This window comes from Candidatus Poriferisodalis sp., assembly GCF_965214215.1.
In the GTDB taxonomy this organism is placed as follows: Bacteria; Actinomycetota; Acidimicrobiia; order Acidimicrobiales; family Poriferisodalaceae; genus Poriferisodalis.
In genome coordinates, this window is the sequence record NZ_CBDCBD010000003.1 from 2831130 (window position 1) to 2844820 (window position 13691).

The following is a 13691-nucleotide window of genomic DNA, read 5'->3' on the forward strand; positions in this document are numbered from 1 at the left end:
CGCGGAAGCCCTGGCACCATGCGGTGAGATGGGGTCTCCAACCACGCAGGCGTCTACTGACACGGCACTACCCGAGGTTCCGCAGCGACGCCACCGCCTGCTCGACCGCTTCGGGGGATTCGCCGATCAGCACGATCACGGGGTCGGGTTGCGGGACAGCTGGCCCGATGCGCCAGCTGCGTCCGACTGCCTGGAGCTCGTGATGACTCCCATCGAGGCTGGCGAACCAGCCCTTCGCCCGCACCAGCGCCTCGGGTGGGGATTCAAACCAGCGGGCGACGTCGGCCACCTCCCATGGCCCCGCAGGGGCGACGGAGGCCGTCGCTACCTCGAAGGGGTGCTCGCCCGACTCTGCACGGAATATTGCCCCCCGCACGGCGGCGCCAAGCAGCACTCGGGGGTCAATGCGCCCGTGTACCGCCGGAACGACCATCCGCCCCGGTGCGATCTTGCCGATCCGGCCGATCAAGGCCGCGGCCTCGTCGCCATCCACCTCGTCGACCTTTGACAGCACCACCACATGAGACACGTCGATCTGGCGACGCACGGCGGGTCCGATACGGGCGTCTTCCAGCTGTGCGCCGATCTGCTTCGCATCCACCACAGCCACGACACCGTCGAGCGTGCAGCCCGCAGCGGACTCGACGGCGAGCGCCAGCGTCGCAGGATCGGCTACCCCGCTCGCCTCTACCACTATGGCGTCACTTGCCTGCGATCCAGCCAGCCGTTCCAGGGTCTCGGCAAGATCGTCGACGAGGGCGCAGCACGCGCAGCCGTTGGTGAGTTCCACCCGGTCTGTCGTGCGTGACGCCACTCCCAGTCCGTCGATCGCGGCGGCATCAATGTTCACCGGTCCGATGTCATTCACCACCGCAGCTATGCGCAAGCCGGCTGGCTCCGCCAGCAACTGGCGCAGCACCGTGGTCTTGCCGCTGCCGAGGAAACCCGTCAGCACCGTGACGCCAATCGCCTTCCCGCTGGCATCACCGGGCTCGCGACGCACCGCTGCGATCGAGCCGACCGTCGCCTGCCACGCAGCCTCCAGCTCACTCATCAGCAGCCCGTGCGCACGATGCGCCGCGTCACGAGGTGGGCTCGCCTCCCAGCACCGTGTCGTGCACAGAAATGTCTCGCAGCGCCATCGGATCGACCTCGTAGGGATCGTCGTCAAGCACCGTGAAGTCAGCCAGCTTGCCGGCCTCGATCGAGCCCAGTCGGTCGTCACGGGCGAGCACGTGGGCTGCGTCGATGGTGATGGCACGCAGCGCCCGGTCGACCGAGATTCGCTCTCCCGGCGCCAAGACGGTCTTTTCGTCGGCGCCCACCCGGTTGACGGCACACCATGCCGCCAGCAACGGTGACAGCGGTGTCACCACCAAGTTGAAGTCGCTGTGCAGCGCGAATGTGGCGCCAGCCCGCTCCAATGAGCCCAACCGTGCCGTGGCCTCGCTGCGATCGGGTCCAAAGCCATGGTCGGCATGCAGCTGGGCCCGGAAATGCACAAAGTAGATGTTCACGCTGGCGAGCCCGCCGAGCGCTGCAAGGCGCTTCGCCTGCGCCGGTGTCGAGATGCAGTAGTGCTCGATCGTGAAGCGGTGATCGAATCGCGGGTGCTCGGCCTGCAGTGCAGCCAGCGTGTCCAGCGTCATGTCGACGGTGCGGTCGCCGTTCGCATGGGAGTGGATCTGCACGCCTGCCTGCCAGAACGGACGCATCCGCTCAACCATGTCCTCCCACGGCACCTCCCCGGTGTGGGCGGTGTCCTCGTCGAGGTAGCCGGGCGCGTTCATCACCAACGTCATCGACGGGTACGAGCCGTCGTTCACGTACTTGACTCCGTGCGTGTTGAGCCGGTCGTCGCCCTCGGCTCGCTTGCGAGCCAGGAAGTCGAGCATCTCGCTGCCGTAGCTGCGCACCAGCTTCGGCTCGAAGGGGATCATGTAGATGCGCAGCGGAAACGTGCCTTCCGCGATGGCAGCCGCATGGTCGTCCCACTCGGGCTCGAATCCGTCGGCCATTCCCCACACCAGGTCGGCCGTCGTGGTGACACCGGCGGCACGGGCGACCGCACCCATGCGGTCGATGGCAGCCCGACCCGTACCCGGCCCGAAGATCGAGGCCGCTACCGGCCGGTTGGCCCGTGCCGTCGCTTCGGTCTCCACGAACCAGCCGTTCAGCCGGCCATCGGGGTAGCGGCCGAGGCCGTGGCCGATCGAATCGTCATCGACACCGATGAGCTCGAGCATCGGGGAGTTCGCATAGACGATGTGCGGCGCGTATGCGCACACCCATAGCGGCACTGAGTCGCTGATGGAGTCGAGCATGTCCCGGTCGAGGTGGCCGTCTTGGCTGGCAGGGTCGTAGCCCCATGCGGTGAGCGGTTCGCCCGGATCGCCATGCTCGGCCGCCAGCGCCCGCAGCTGATGGAGCACCGCGTCGCGGTTGGGCAGCCCTTTGCGCAGCCCGGTCGGCGAGGCCGAGTCGATCGGGCCGACGTAGTGCAGACCCATGTAGGTGCCGCTGAGCCGCAGGTGCGTGTGGGGGTCGATGAAGCCCGGCAGGATCACTTTTCCCGCGTAGCGGTCGTCGACGTCGTAAGGGATGCGCCGCAGCCACGGCCGCATCGACTCCATCGTGCCCACCGACACGATCCGCCCGTCTGCCACCGCTACGGCATCCGCGTACGGCCTGCCGGGGTCCATCGTGTGGATCCGTGCCGCCGGGTACACCGTGATCTGGTCCATGCGCTACCCCGCCTGTGTCGTGGGCTCTTCGCGCAGTTCTAGTTCAGCCCACTGAGGTGATGAAGGTCTCCAGTGCGGCGATGTGCTCAGCCGTGTTCTGCAGGTCGGCGGCGGGATTGCCGCCCCACTCACACGTCGTGCTCTGGCAGTTGACCGAGAAGTGGCTAAACCCGGCACCGCGAGCCCCATCCACCAGCTCAGTCCACCGCTCCGGGCCGATGCCGTAGTTGGCTTCGCCTTCCAAGGCGAAGCCCGCTGGATCGCGTCCCTCCTCGGCGAGCAGATCTCGCAGCCGGTCGGCCAGCGCGACCGTGTCGGGCCCCGAATCGCCGAAGGTGAAACCATCGCCGTGGCGAGCTGCTCGTCGCAGGGCAGCGGGTGTGTAGCCGCCGAACCAGATCGGGATTCGGCGGGCTGGGCGTGGCCGGATGCCGGCCCGGTCGATGCGATGGAACTCGCTGCGGTAGTCGATGACGTCGTTCTCCCACAGCGCACGGATCACAGCGATCTGGTCGTCCAGCCGCGCACCTCGCCGCTCCCAGTCGGCGCCCAGCGATTCGTATTCCACGTAGTTCCAGCCTGAGCCCACCCCTAGTCGGAACCGTCCGCCCGACAGCAGGTCCACCTCGGCGGCCTGCTTGGCAACCAGGGCCGCTTGGCGCTGCGGGAGGATGATGATGCCGGTCTCGAACTTGATCGTGCTCGTGACGCCAGCGAGATAGCCGAAGAGCACGAAGGGTTCATGGAAGTCGTCCCGTTCGGTGTATGGCCCCCAGAAAGCCGGCTCGCGCCCGGCGTGTTCGGCGCCGAGCACATGGTCATAGGTGACGATGTGCGAGTAGCTGAGCGACTCGGCAGCTTGGGCCCAGTCGCGCAGGGCAATCGGGTCGGTGCCGATCTCGCAGGTCGGCAGTACTGCCCCGAATTCCATCAGCCCGCTGCTTCGCCGGTTCAGTTCAGGATCCGCAGCGGGACGCTGCGAGGCCCACGGATCGGCCCGACCGACCACTTGACGTCGTCGGGCTCGACGGCCAGCTCGAAGCGCGGGTAGCGCTCCAGCCAGGCGCTCAGCCCCACTCGGAGCTCCATTCGTGCCAGATTCGAGCCCAGGCACCGATGCACGCCCACGCCGAATGCCATGTGCCGGTTGTTCTCGCGATCCAGCAGCAGCTCATCGGGCTTCTCGAAATAGTCCGGGTCACGGTTCGCGGACGGATAGCTCAGCAGCACCCTTTGCCCTGCCGATACCGGGCAGCCCGCTATCTCGGCGTCTTCGGTGATGTAACGGGCGATAGTGACCGGGCTGTAATACCGCAGGAATTCTTCGACCGCAGTCGGCATGAGCTCGGGCTCATTCACGAGTCGCTCGAGGTCTGCGGGATGCGATCCCAAGTGGAACAACATGGCGCCCAGCGTCGACCAGGTCGTGTCGATGCCACCGAGCATCAGCACGAACAACGCTCCGATGCGCTCCTTGCGGCCGAACGGTCGCGTGGCGCCGTCAGGTAACTCGGCCTGCGCGTTCAGCACCTTGGTGACGAGATCGTCGGGGGCGTCGTCTCCGAGTTCTTCACGATCGCGCAGCTGGTCCGCGAAGAACTCCTGGACTTCGCGTGCAGCTGTACGGGCGATGCTGAGGTCGATCTGCCCTTCTTTGAGCATCCCGTCAACCCAGCGCCGAAAGGTCGGGCCCATCTCGGTGGACACGCCGAACAGATGCCCCATGACCGCGACGGGCAGCATCTGTGCGTAGTCCAACGCCCCGTCGACAAGCTTGCGGTCACCCATGTCGTCGAGCAGGCCCTCTGCCATCGAAAGGACCGTGGGCTCCAGCTCATCGGTAGCTCTCGGGCTGAATGACGGCATCAGGGGACGGCGCACCGGGCCGTGCTCGGGGGGATCCAACGTGATCGGAGACAGGTCGAGCTTGATCTTGTCTGGATGGTTGGTGTTGACCGCCGTCACCCGGTTCGAAAAGGTGGCCGTGTCACGAGCAGTCTCGACAATGTCCTCGTGACGTGTCACGAGGTATGCGCCGTAGAACCGCTCGGTCTTGGCGACAGGGCAGCGTTCGCGCAGGTCAGCCAGGATGTCGGGCCCGTGCGCGGCCCATTCCTCGCTCAGGTGGTCGAAGTCGGTGGCCCAGTCGCTCACCAGCGGTCGTTCGGTCATCGTGGAAGCTGCTCCTGGCGCCTCATTGGTCCGCCGATGATCGACAGTCCATCTCGGCCAAATGCTATTCGCCATTCTCCGCCACCACCGGGAAGCCGATCTCCGTCGACGCTCTGCTGCTTCTGCGTTGTCGTTTCGCCTTTCGCACGGCTGCTTTCGGGCGATTCCAGATCGCCTTCGTCGCGGGCGCCTACTCGCCTGTAGGCCCTCAGCCGTCGCCTCAGGCGCGGGCCGGACTGGGCGCGTACCGTGGAGGCGTGCCGTTGTCGGTGATCGGGATGATCGGCGTGTCGCCGCCCAAGGACGACTCGACGGTGCACGTCATCGAAGGCGGGCTGTCCCGGGAATTCCTCGAGGACTTCGCCAAGGCCCACGACGAAGCCGGATTCGACCTGGTGCTGGTGGGCTACACGTCGACCTCGGCCGACGGATGGTCGGTGGCAACCCACGCCGCCTCAGTGACCGAACGGCTCGGCTACCTCATCGCGCACCGTCCGGGCTTCGTTGCGCCCACCCTGGCTGCCCGCAAAGCGGCGACGTTCGACCAGCTCAGCGGCGGGCGATTCGCGCTGCACATCATCGCCGGAGCCAGCGACAAGGACAATCAGCGCGACGGCGACTACCTGCCGAAGGCCGACCGCTACGCCCGCGCCGGCGAGTACATCGACGTGATGCGCCGCACGTGGACATCGCCGGAGCCGTTCGACCACGAAGGGCCGTTCTACCGGTTCAGCAATGTGCGCGCCGACGTGCAACCGCTCCAGCAGCCGTCGCCTCCGATCTTCTTCGGCGGTTCCAGCGACGAAGCGCTGGAGATGGGGGCACAGCGCTGCGTTGTGTACGCCATCTACGCAGAACCCCGCGCTGCTGTAGACGAGCGCTTGGCAGACTTCCGCCGCCGAGCCGCGGCGTACGGCCGCACGCCGCGCTTCTCGATCAGCGTTCGACCCATCTTGGGAGACACCGAAGGCGAGGCCTGGGACCGGGCGCATCGCATCTTGGGTGGCATTGAGGCTGCGGGGACAGACAAACTGACCGTCGCCGGCAGTCACCGCGGCAAGCCGTATGACCATGGTGGCGAGCGAATGCTGGGCTATGCCGCCGCGTCCGACGTGCACGACGAGCGGCTCTGGCTGAAGATCGCCGAGGCCACCGGCGCCCCTGGCAACACCTCGTGCCTCGTCGGCACACCGGAACAGGTGGCCGAATCGATTCTGCGCTACTACCGGCTCGGAATACCGGCAGGCGGCGGGGTGAGCGACGTGGGCTACGTGCTGATCCGAGGCTTCGACCCTTTCAACGACGCCGTGGAGTTCGGCCGCGAGCTCATCCCCCGGATCAAGCAAGGCGCTGCCGAGATCGATTCGGCATCGGACCCAAGCACAACCGCTGAAGATGTCGGCGTCACCGCCATGGCCGCCGCCGACTGAGATCCCGTCGCCGCATATACACCGACCCCACTGAGTGGAGACCACCATGCTCGATTTGGACCTGTCAGGACGCACAGCGCTGGTCACCGGCGCGAGCAAGGGAATCGGCGAGGCATCGGTGAGGCTGCTGGCTGACCACGGCGCCACCGTGGCCTTCTGCGCCAGAGGCGTCGAAGCCGTGGATGGCCTTGCCGCCTACTCGCCGCCGTCGGGGTCAGGCTCGGTTCGGGGCTACACCGCGGACATGTCCGATGCGGACGCCACACAAGCATTCCTCGAAGCGGCCACGGCAGATGTCGGGTCTGCAGACATCCTCGTCAACAACGTCGGCGCGTCGCCGTCACGCAATTTCCTGTACATGACCGACGACGACTGGACCGACCTGCACCAGCTCAACTTGATGTCTGCTGTGCGCTGCACCCGGTTCTGCCTGCCGCACATGCGCCAGCAGAAATGGGGTCGGGTCATCATGATCGCGACCGGAGCGGCCTTCTCCCCCAACGCAGCGCTCATCGACTACGCCGCCACCAAGGCCGCGATGGTGGCCACAGCGAAGGCGCTGGCCGGCAAATATGGCGCAGACAACGTGCTGACCAACACCGTCATCCCCGGGCTCATCCGCACCGACATGTGGGAGCGGGCGGCGGCCGAGATTGCCGAAGCCAACAACACCGACGCCGAGGCGATCTTCGCCCGCAACTCCACCGGTGTTCCTCAGGGCCGCTACGGCACCGCCGAAGAAGTTGCATCGGGCGTGGTTTTTCTGGCGAGCAGCGCTGCGAACTACATCAACGGCACCTGCTTGACGATCGACGGCGGGGTCGGCACCCACGTCTGAGCTGCCGGCAGATCGTGGCGGCTGCTCCGGACAGCAGATTTCGGTCGAAGTTCTCGACGCCCGTTCTGGACAGCGATTCTCGGCGAAGGCGCCCGCTGACCATCGCCCTGAAACCTGACGCAGCCGCGGGCTAGCGTCGCGGCGCCAACCTCGCACACCAACCAACGAGTACAGACCAATAGGGAGCACCGACATGGCGCACGCTTATACCGACAAGGGCCTTGAGATGCAGGAGGCCGTGCAGTCGTTCATGGACGACCACATCTACCCCAACGAGCAGGAGTACCACGAGCAGTACGCCGAGCTCGCCGCTGCTGGGGATGTGCACGCCACTCCGGCGATCATGGAGAAGCTCAAGGCGGCTGCCCGTGAACGGGGTCTGTGGAACCTGTTCATCCCTCACCTCGACCCCCAGGCGCCCGGCACCAAGCTCTCCAACCTGGACTACTCACCGATCTCCGAGCAGCTCGGCAAAGTCACGTTCAGCTCCGAGGCGCTGAACTGCGCCGCTCCAGACACCGGCAACATGGAGATCCTGAACCTCTACGGCTCCGAACGGGTCAAGCAGCAGTACCTCGCGCCGCTGCTCGAAGGCGAGATCCGCTCCACGTTCTCGATGACCGAGCCCGAGGTCGCCAGCTCCGACGCGTCCAATATCCGACTGCGGATCGACCGCGACGGTGACGACTACGTGCTGAACGGGCGCAAGTGGTTCTCCTCGAATGCCTTGCGGCCCGAGTGCAAGGTGCTGATCGTCATGGGCAAGAACGACCCTGACGGTCCACGCCATCGCCAGCAGTCGATGATCGTCGTGCCCCGCGACGCTGAAGGCGTCAGCGTCGATCGTGATCCGCTGGTCTTCGGCTACCACGACCGGGGCGGTCACCCCGAGCTCGTCTATGAGAACGTCCGGGTGCCCGAGGATCACATCCTGGGCGGCGAGGGCGAGGGCTTCGCCATCAGCCAGGCACGCCTCGGCCCGGGCCGCATCCACCACTGCATGCGCTCGATCGGCGTCGCCGAGCGGGCACTGGAGTTCATGTGCCGCCGGGCACTCGAACGCGAGACGTTCGGCAAGCCGGTCGCCCAGCAGGGCCTGATCCAGGACTGGATCGCCGAGGCCCGCATCGAGATCGACCAGGCCCGCGAATACGTGCTGCACGTGGCGCACCTCATGGACACGATCGGCAACAAGTCCGCAGCCCAGGAGATCTCCGGCATCAAAGTGGCCATTCCGAACATGGCGCTCAAGGTGATCGACCGGGCGATCCAGGTACACGGTGCCGGCGGCGTGACCCAGTTCTTCCCGCTGGCCGAGATGTACGCACACATGCGCACGTTGCGAATTGCGGACGGCCCCGACGAGGTCCACAAGATGACCATCGCCCGCCGCGAACTCCGCCGCCACGATCCCGACTTCCGGATGTCCTAAGACATCCGGAAGATCAGACACTGAGGATGAGCTAGCCCACCCGGAGTGTGCTGCCCCGGTTGCTTCAGTTACGTCCGGAAGCGCTGTCTCCGAATTCGACGCGCAGGACCGAGACTCCCGGCACTGACTCCGCGTCTCGCATGGCCGAGCACAGCGCCTCGTCTCGCGTGCGCGCTGAGCGTGCAAATTCCAACGTGTCGCTACCGATAGTCGCGTCACCGCAGCCAGCCTCGTGCAGGGCATCGAGCGTGTCCCAGTCGAGAAGGTCAGCCCCCTCGGTGACCAGCACAAATCGAAAAGCTCTGCTCGGCTTGCTCAGCGAGACATCGTTCGCAGGCATCTCACTCCAGTCCATTGATGCTGCGCTGAAGGCAGTTGGCGACTCTGGCTACGGGGGTAGCCGCATGGTGTTCGGGGACTGCCGGTGTGCTCCAGAAGGACTGAGCGCCTAGCGTTCGATGACATCGAGGGGGGACATCGATGGCTCTTACCGTGCTGAGTTCGCCGGCAACGAACGACTACCGGCACCTTGTGCAGGACGATCGCGTCCACGGCAGCCTCTACACCGATCCGGGTGTGTTCGCGGACGAAATGGAGCGGATCTTCACCGACGGCTGGGTATTCGTCGGCCACGAGTCTGAGGTTCCCGACATTGGCGACTGGGTCGCCCGGCGGCTCGGCAACGAGCCCGTGCTGATGGTGCGCAACCGAGACGGCGCAATCAGCGTTGTGGCGAATCGCTGTGCGCACCGCGGCACCACCCTGTGCCCGCAGAACGATGGCAACAACCGCAACTTCCGCTGCTCGTATCACGGGTGGACCTACGACCTAGACGGCACGCTGCTCGGTGTTCCCGGACCGAAGGGCTTTCACAAAGACACTGCCGATCTGGGGCTCGACCGCCCCGGCCAAGTCGACGACTACCGAGGCTTCGTGTTCGCCAATCGCAGCGGCACCGCAGGTCCGCTCAGCGACCATCTCGGTGCGGGCGGCACCGACCTCATCGACCGCACGTCAAACATGTCTCCCACGGGCCGCGTCCGCCTGCAGGCCGGCTGGATCGGTCAGCGGATTGACTCAAATTGGAAGATGTGGCCCGAGAGCGACCACGACGGCTACCACCTCAACTTCACCCACGCCTCGATGGCCCGGGCTGTACCCGACACCTACTACGACGAGATCGTCATGACCGGCGAAGGAGCCTCGGAGTCCGCCACGCGCGCCTACGACGGGGGCCATCTCGAGCTCGACTTCCGCCGCAGCTACACCTCCGAGCTGGCTTGGCTCGGCACCACCCGCGAGAAGGTGGCCGACTACTGCGAGGCTCTCGAGCGGTCCTACGGACTCGAGAAGGCCAAGACGATCATGTGGGACGGGCCGCCGCACGCACTGGTGTTCCCGAACCTGTTCCTGGCGGAGATGAACATCGCCCGGATCGAGCCGGTCGCGCCCGGCGTCACTGTGCACCACCACACTCCCCTGCTGGTCGAGGGCACCGATGAGAGCGTCAACCGGCGACTCGTGCTGCAGTCTGAGGCGGCGATGGGCCCTGCATCGTTCTTCTTGACTGACGACGCGGTCATCGCCGAGCGCATGCACCGGGCCTTCGAAGGCGCCGCCGTCGGTGACGACGGATGGGTAGACCTCAGCCGGGGCCTCGAGCGCGAGCACGTCGAAGACGGCCAGCGCTGGAGCGACATCACCGACGAGACCACCAACCGCGGGTTCTGGCATCACTACCGCAATGTCATGGCCAGGACGGCGGGCGGCTGGCACAACGGAGCCTGAGCAGTCGCCGTGGCAACCATTGACGAGTCGGCGCGCCGCGAGATCGAGGCGTTCGTGTACCTCGAAGCCCGGCTTGCGGACGAGTCCCGCTATGACGAGTGGGAAGCGCTGGTCACCGACGACATGCACTACTGGGTGCCCTTCGGTCCGGGCGACTACGAACCCGGCACCCGGGTCAGCTACATCAACGACAACCGGGCCCGCCTGGGCACCCGCATCCGCCAGCTTGCAACCGGCGTCCATCACGCACAGGACCCTCCGTCGTCCATGCGCCGGGTCGTGTCGAACATCGAGATCCTGTGCGCCGACGGCGACGAGTACGACGTGGGCAGCAACTTCGTGCTCTACGAGCACGCCGTGCAGGCCACCGGGCACCTGCGCCTGTGGGCAGGACGGGCGACACTCCGGCTTCGGCGCACGCCCGACGGCCTGCGCATGGCTGCCAAGAAAGTGGAGCTGGTGAACTCCACCTCCGCGCTGCCGAACATGTCGTTCATCATCTGAACGAGCCATGGCGGACGGGATCGACCCCGCGGATCTGCAGCTCGGCCTGCCGGTACGGGTCATCGTGCGCGACGACGGCAGTTATCGCATCGCCTCGCGCTGAAGCCGAACTCAGACTGCTGCGGCTTCGTCGGGGCTGACACCGGTCATGAGCAGGCCGACACGGTCGGTGGTGGCTTCAGCGCGAGGCAGGTCGCACATGGCCCGTCCTTCATACAGCACGACCACTCGGTCCGAGAGCTGCAAAGCCTCGTCGAGGTCTTCGGTGATGAGCAGGATCGCCGCACCGGCGGCCCGCTTGGAGAGCAGCCGCTCGTGCACGTACTCGGCAGCGCCGATGTCGATGCCGCGAGTGGGCTGGGCCACGATCAGCACGTCGGCGTCGGCGCTGAACTCCCGGGCAATGACGACCTTTTGGATGTTGCCGCCCGACAGGTGCGACGTTTGCGTCGAGATCGACGGCGTCTTGACGGCATACCGGCGCACCAAATCCAGGCATCGCTCCGCAATCGCCCGGAACTGCAGCAGGCCGCCCCGCACATAGGGACGATGCTCGTACTCGACGAGCATCAGGTTTTCCGACACTGACATTTCGCCCACCGCGCCGTGGCGCATGCGTTCTTCGGGCACGTACGCGACGCCGCGTCGGCGCACCTGCTTGGGCGCCGGCGCCGCGATGGGATTCCCGCGCACTTCCAGCGTGCCGGACTGCATCGGCCGCAGACCGAAGATCGCCTCGGCCAGTTCGCGCTGCCCATTGCCCGAGACGCCGGCGATGCCCACGATCTCGCCGCTGGAGACTCGCACCGAGAAATCTTCAAGCGCTGCGTTTCCCCGATCGCCCTGCACATGCAGACGGTCGACGACAAGCAGGTCATCGCCGGCCGGCTGCGGCGGCACATCGCGGCCAAGCCGGACCTCCCGGCCAACCATCATCGAGGCCAAGCCCTCGCGGGTCGTCTCAGCAGGCGTGGTGCGGCCGACGACCCGACCGTCACGTAGCACGGTTATCTCGTCGGAGATCTCCATCACCTCTGCCAGCTTGTGCGAGATGAAGATGAGGCCGCGCCCCTCATCGGTCAACGACCGCAGCGTGGCGAACAAGTCCACGACCTCGGGTGGTGTGAGCACCGCTGTGGGCTCGTCGAGCACCAGGATCCGGGCCTCGCGGTACAGCGCCTTGAGAATCTCGGCCCGCTGACGCTCGCCAACCGCGAGCTGCCAGATGTACGCATCGGGATCGATCTCGAGGCCGTGCTGGGAGGACACCTCCATGAGTCGACGGCGTACCGGACCCATGTCGGCGAGACCGCGTCGCCCGTGCAAGCCCAGCGCGACGTTCTCTGCCACGGTCAGAGTGGGCACCAACATGAAGTGCTGGTGGATCATGCCGATGCCGTGAGCGATCGCATCAGCGGGCGAAGCCACCTCGACCTGCTCGCCCCCGACGGCGACCGTTCCCTCGTCCTGTCCGTACAGCCCGTACAGGATCTTGACCAGCGTGCTCTTGCCGGCGCCGTTCTCGCCCAGCAGCGTGTGCACGTGGCCCGGCTGAAGCACCAGGTCGACGTCCTCGTTGGCGACGACGCCCGGGAATCGCTTGGTGATGCCGCGCATCTCCAGCAACGGCACAGCCGGGGCCTCGTCGGTCGGCGAGGCCCCGGCTGCGGTGATGTGTGTCGGTTCGACCATCTGCTACGTGCCGATCAGCCGGGCGGAATCCGCTGGGCTGATTCGGCTTGTCGGTACCGATGGTTCAAGTGGATGCTGCCTGCTATTGGCCGGTCGAGATCGAGCCGTCAACGATGCCGTCGATGGTTGCCTCCGCAGCCTCTTGGATCGCGGCGTCGAGGCCGTAGCCGTCGTTGAACTCGATCTCGATGCCGCCGTTGGCGAGCGTGGCGGTCATCACCTCGCCGCCGAGAATGCCTGCCTCGATCTTGTCGATCATGGAATCGAGCAGCACTTCCCAGTGGTACACCTGCGACGCCACCACGATGTCCTCACCGAGGGCTGTCTGGTTGGCCTGAGTGCCGAACCACGCCACCCCGTTCTCCTTGGCGACACCGGTCGCTCCCACAACCATCTGCGCCGATCCGGTCAACACGTCGGCATCGTTGGAGATGTGCGCCTCGGCGGCCTCAGCCGCCAGCGCCACGTCGCTGAACGAGTCGGTGTACACGATGTTGGTCGTCACCGACGGGTCGGTCGCGGCCACCCCGGCGGCGAAACCGTCCACATAGAGCTTCGCGTCTCCCACCGGAACCGGGCCGATCACGCCGATCACCCCGGTCTGGCTGATCTGCGCTGCCACCGTTCCGGCCACATAGCCGCCCTCATCGGATCGCACCGTGTATGCGAAGACGTTGTCGAGGCCCATGAAGTCGACCGCGGTACCCCAGGCGAACGAGGTGTCCTCGAAGTCCTGAGCGATCTCCTCGAGCGGCCCGCCGTACTGGCTGCCGTGAGCGATCACCAAGTCGTAACCGTCCTCGGCATAGCCACGGATCGCCGCCGCAGCCTCCTCCACGATGAACGTCCCATCGGTCACCGCGACCTCGATCTCGCGGCCCTCGCCCACCGCAGCGACTGCGTCCACCATGCTCTGAGTGAACGCCAGATCATTCTCGGCGCTCGGAGCGACGATCGCGATGCGGATCGGCCCCGCGTCGTCTTCGTCGTCGCCAGAGCAGCCCGCCGCAATCAGCAGCACGGCCGCTGCGACCGCGACGAGCTTCGCCGCGGTCGACCTGCGCTTGGTGTGTTTGTACATGTGGACCCTC

General features: G+C 66.2%; 12 protein-coding genes. 5 read left to right on the forward strand and 7 right to left on the reverse strand.

Features of this window, described 5'->3' with window-relative positions:
* Positions 1-67: 67 nt before the first annotated feature.
* Genes ACOOF5_RS15000 through ACOOF5_RS15015 form a run of 4 tightly spaced genes read right to left on the reverse strand, consistent with a single transcriptional unit; the run spans position 68 to position 4916 of the window.
* Positions 68-1054 (reverse strand): CobW family GTP-binding protein, encoded by a 987-nt coding sequence (locus ACOOF5_RS15000; protein WP_420440544.1) that lies wholly within the window; start codon positions 1052-1054, stop codon positions 68-70.
* 28 nt (positions 1055-1082) lie between these two features.
* Positions 1083-2744, reverse strand: a complete 1662-nt coding sequence (locus ACOOF5_RS15005; RefSeq protein ID WP_420440546.1) for an amidohydrolase — start codon at positions 2742-2744, stop codon at positions 1083-1085.
* A 43-nt stretch (positions 2745-2787) separates the two neighbouring features.
* Positions 2788-3675, reverse strand: coding sequence for an LLM class F420-dependent oxidoreductase (locus ACOOF5_RS15010; RefSeq protein ID WP_420440548.1), 888 nt, complete (start codon positions 3673-3675; stop codon positions 2788-2790).
* 20 nt (positions 3676-3695) lie between these two features.
* Complete coding sequence (locus tag ACOOF5_RS15015; protein ID WP_420440550.1) at positions 3696-4916, reverse strand: cytochrome P450; 1221 nt, start codon at positions 4914-4916, stop codon at positions 3696-3698.
* Between the two features lie 257 nt (positions 4917-5173).
* Between ACOOF5_RS15015 and ACOOF5_RS15020 the strand changes: the two genes are divergently transcribed.
* The 3 genes from ACOOF5_RS15020 to ACOOF5_RS15030 all read left to right on the forward strand — a co-directional run bounded on the left by ACOOF5_RS15020 (position 5174) and on the right by ACOOF5_RS15030 (position 8616).
* Positions 5174-6346 carry an LLM class flavin-dependent oxidoreductase gene (locus tag ACOOF5_RS15020; protein WP_420440552.1) on the forward strand — a complete coding sequence of 391 codons (1173 nt, stop codon included), beginning with the start codon at positions 5174-5176 and terminating at the stop codon, positions 6344-6346.
* Positions 6347-6392: 46 nt separating this feature from the next.
* Complete coding sequence (locus tag ACOOF5_RS15025; RefSeq protein WP_420440554.1) at positions 6393-7184, forward strand: SDR family NAD(P)-dependent oxidoreductase; 792 nt, start codon at positions 6393-6395, stop codon at positions 7182-7184.
* 193 nt (positions 7185-7377) lie between these two features.
* Positions 7378-8616 (forward strand): acyl-CoA dehydrogenase family protein, encoded by a 1239-nt coding sequence (locus ACOOF5_RS15030; protein ID WP_420440556.1) that lies wholly within the window; start codon positions 7378-7380, stop codon positions 8614-8616.
* Positions 8617-8680: 64 nt separating this feature from the next.
* Here the strand turns inward: ACOOF5_RS15030 and ACOOF5_RS15035 are convergent, their stop codons facing one another.
* Positions 8681-8905, reverse strand: coding sequence for a hypothetical protein (locus ACOOF5_RS15035; protein ID WP_420440558.1), 225 nt, complete (start codon positions 8903-8905; stop codon positions 8681-8683).
* A 191-nt stretch (positions 8906-9096) separates the two neighbouring features.
* Here ACOOF5_RS15035 and ACOOF5_RS15040 point away from each other — a divergent pair, with 191 nt between their 5' ends.
* Positions 9097-10404 carry an aromatic ring-hydroxylating oxygenase subunit alpha gene (locus ACOOF5_RS15040; RefSeq protein ID WP_420440560.1) on the forward strand — a complete coding sequence of 436 codons (1308 nt, stop codon included), beginning with the start codon at positions 9097-9099 and terminating at the stop codon, positions 10402-10404.
* Between the two features lie 9 nt (positions 10405-10413).
* Positions 10414-10908: an aromatic-ring-hydroxylating dioxygenase subunit beta gene (locus ACOOF5_RS15045; protein ID WP_420440562.1), complete on the forward strand. Its 495-nt coding sequence runs from the start codon at positions 10414-10416 to the stop codon at positions 10906-10908.
* A gap of 111 nt (positions 10909-11019) precedes the next feature.
* Here ACOOF5_RS15045 and ACOOF5_RS15050 read toward each other — a convergent pair whose 3' ends face one another.
* Both ACOOF5_RS15050 and ACOOF5_RS15055 read right to left on the reverse strand, forming a co-directional pair.
* Positions 11020-12600 (reverse strand): ABC transporter ATP-binding protein, encoded by a 1581-nt coding sequence (locus tag ACOOF5_RS15050; protein ID WP_420440564.1) that lies wholly within the window; start codon positions 12598-12600, stop codon positions 11020-11022.
* 82 nt (positions 12601-12682) lie between these two features.
* Positions 12683-13681, reverse strand: a complete 999-nt coding sequence (locus ACOOF5_RS15055; protein WP_420440566.1) for a BMP family protein — start codon at positions 13679-13681, stop codon at positions 12683-12685.
* Positions 13682-13691: the final 10 nt, after the last annotated feature.

What these genes read in the sequence shown, in the direction of transcription:
- ACOOF5_RS15000 (WP_420440544.1), bottom strand. Translation starts at nt 1,054, where the DNA reads ATGAGTGAGCTGGAGGCTGCGTGGCAGGCGACGGTCGGCTCGATCGCA.
- ACOOF5_RS15005 (WP_420440546.1), bottom strand. Translation starts at nt 2,744, where the DNA reads ATGGACCAGATCACGGTGTACCCGGCGGCACGGATCCACACGATGGAC.
- ACOOF5_RS15010 (WP_420440548.1), bottom strand. Translation starts at nt 3,675, where the DNA reads ATGGAATTCGGGGCAGTACTGCCGACCTGCGAGATCGGCACCGACCCG.
- ACOOF5_RS15015 (WP_420440550.1), bottom strand. Translation starts at nt 4,916, where the DNA reads ATGACCGAACGACCGCTGGTGAGCGACTGGGCCACCGACTTCGACCAC.
- ACOOF5_RS15025 (WP_420440554.1), top strand. Translation starts at nt 6,393, where the DNA reads ATGCTCGATTTGGACCTGTCAGGACGCACAGCGCTGGTCACCGGCGCG.
- ACOOF5_RS15030 (WP_420440556.1), top strand. Translation starts at nt 7,378, where the DNA reads ATGGCGCACGCTTATACCGACAAGGGCCTTGAGATGCAGGAGGCCGTG.
- ACOOF5_RS15040 (WP_420440560.1), top strand. Translation starts at nt 9,097, where the DNA reads ATGGCTCTTACCGTGCTGAGTTCGCCGGCAACGAACGACTACCGGCAC.
- ACOOF5_RS15050 (WP_420440564.1), bottom strand. Translation starts at nt 12,600, where the DNA reads ATGGTCGAACCGACACACATCACCGCAGCCGGGGCCTCGCCGACCGAC.
- ACOOF5_RS15055 (WP_420440566.1), bottom strand. Translation starts at nt 13,681, where the DNA reads ATGTACAAACACACCAAGCGCAGGTCGACCGCGGCGAAGCTCGTCGCG.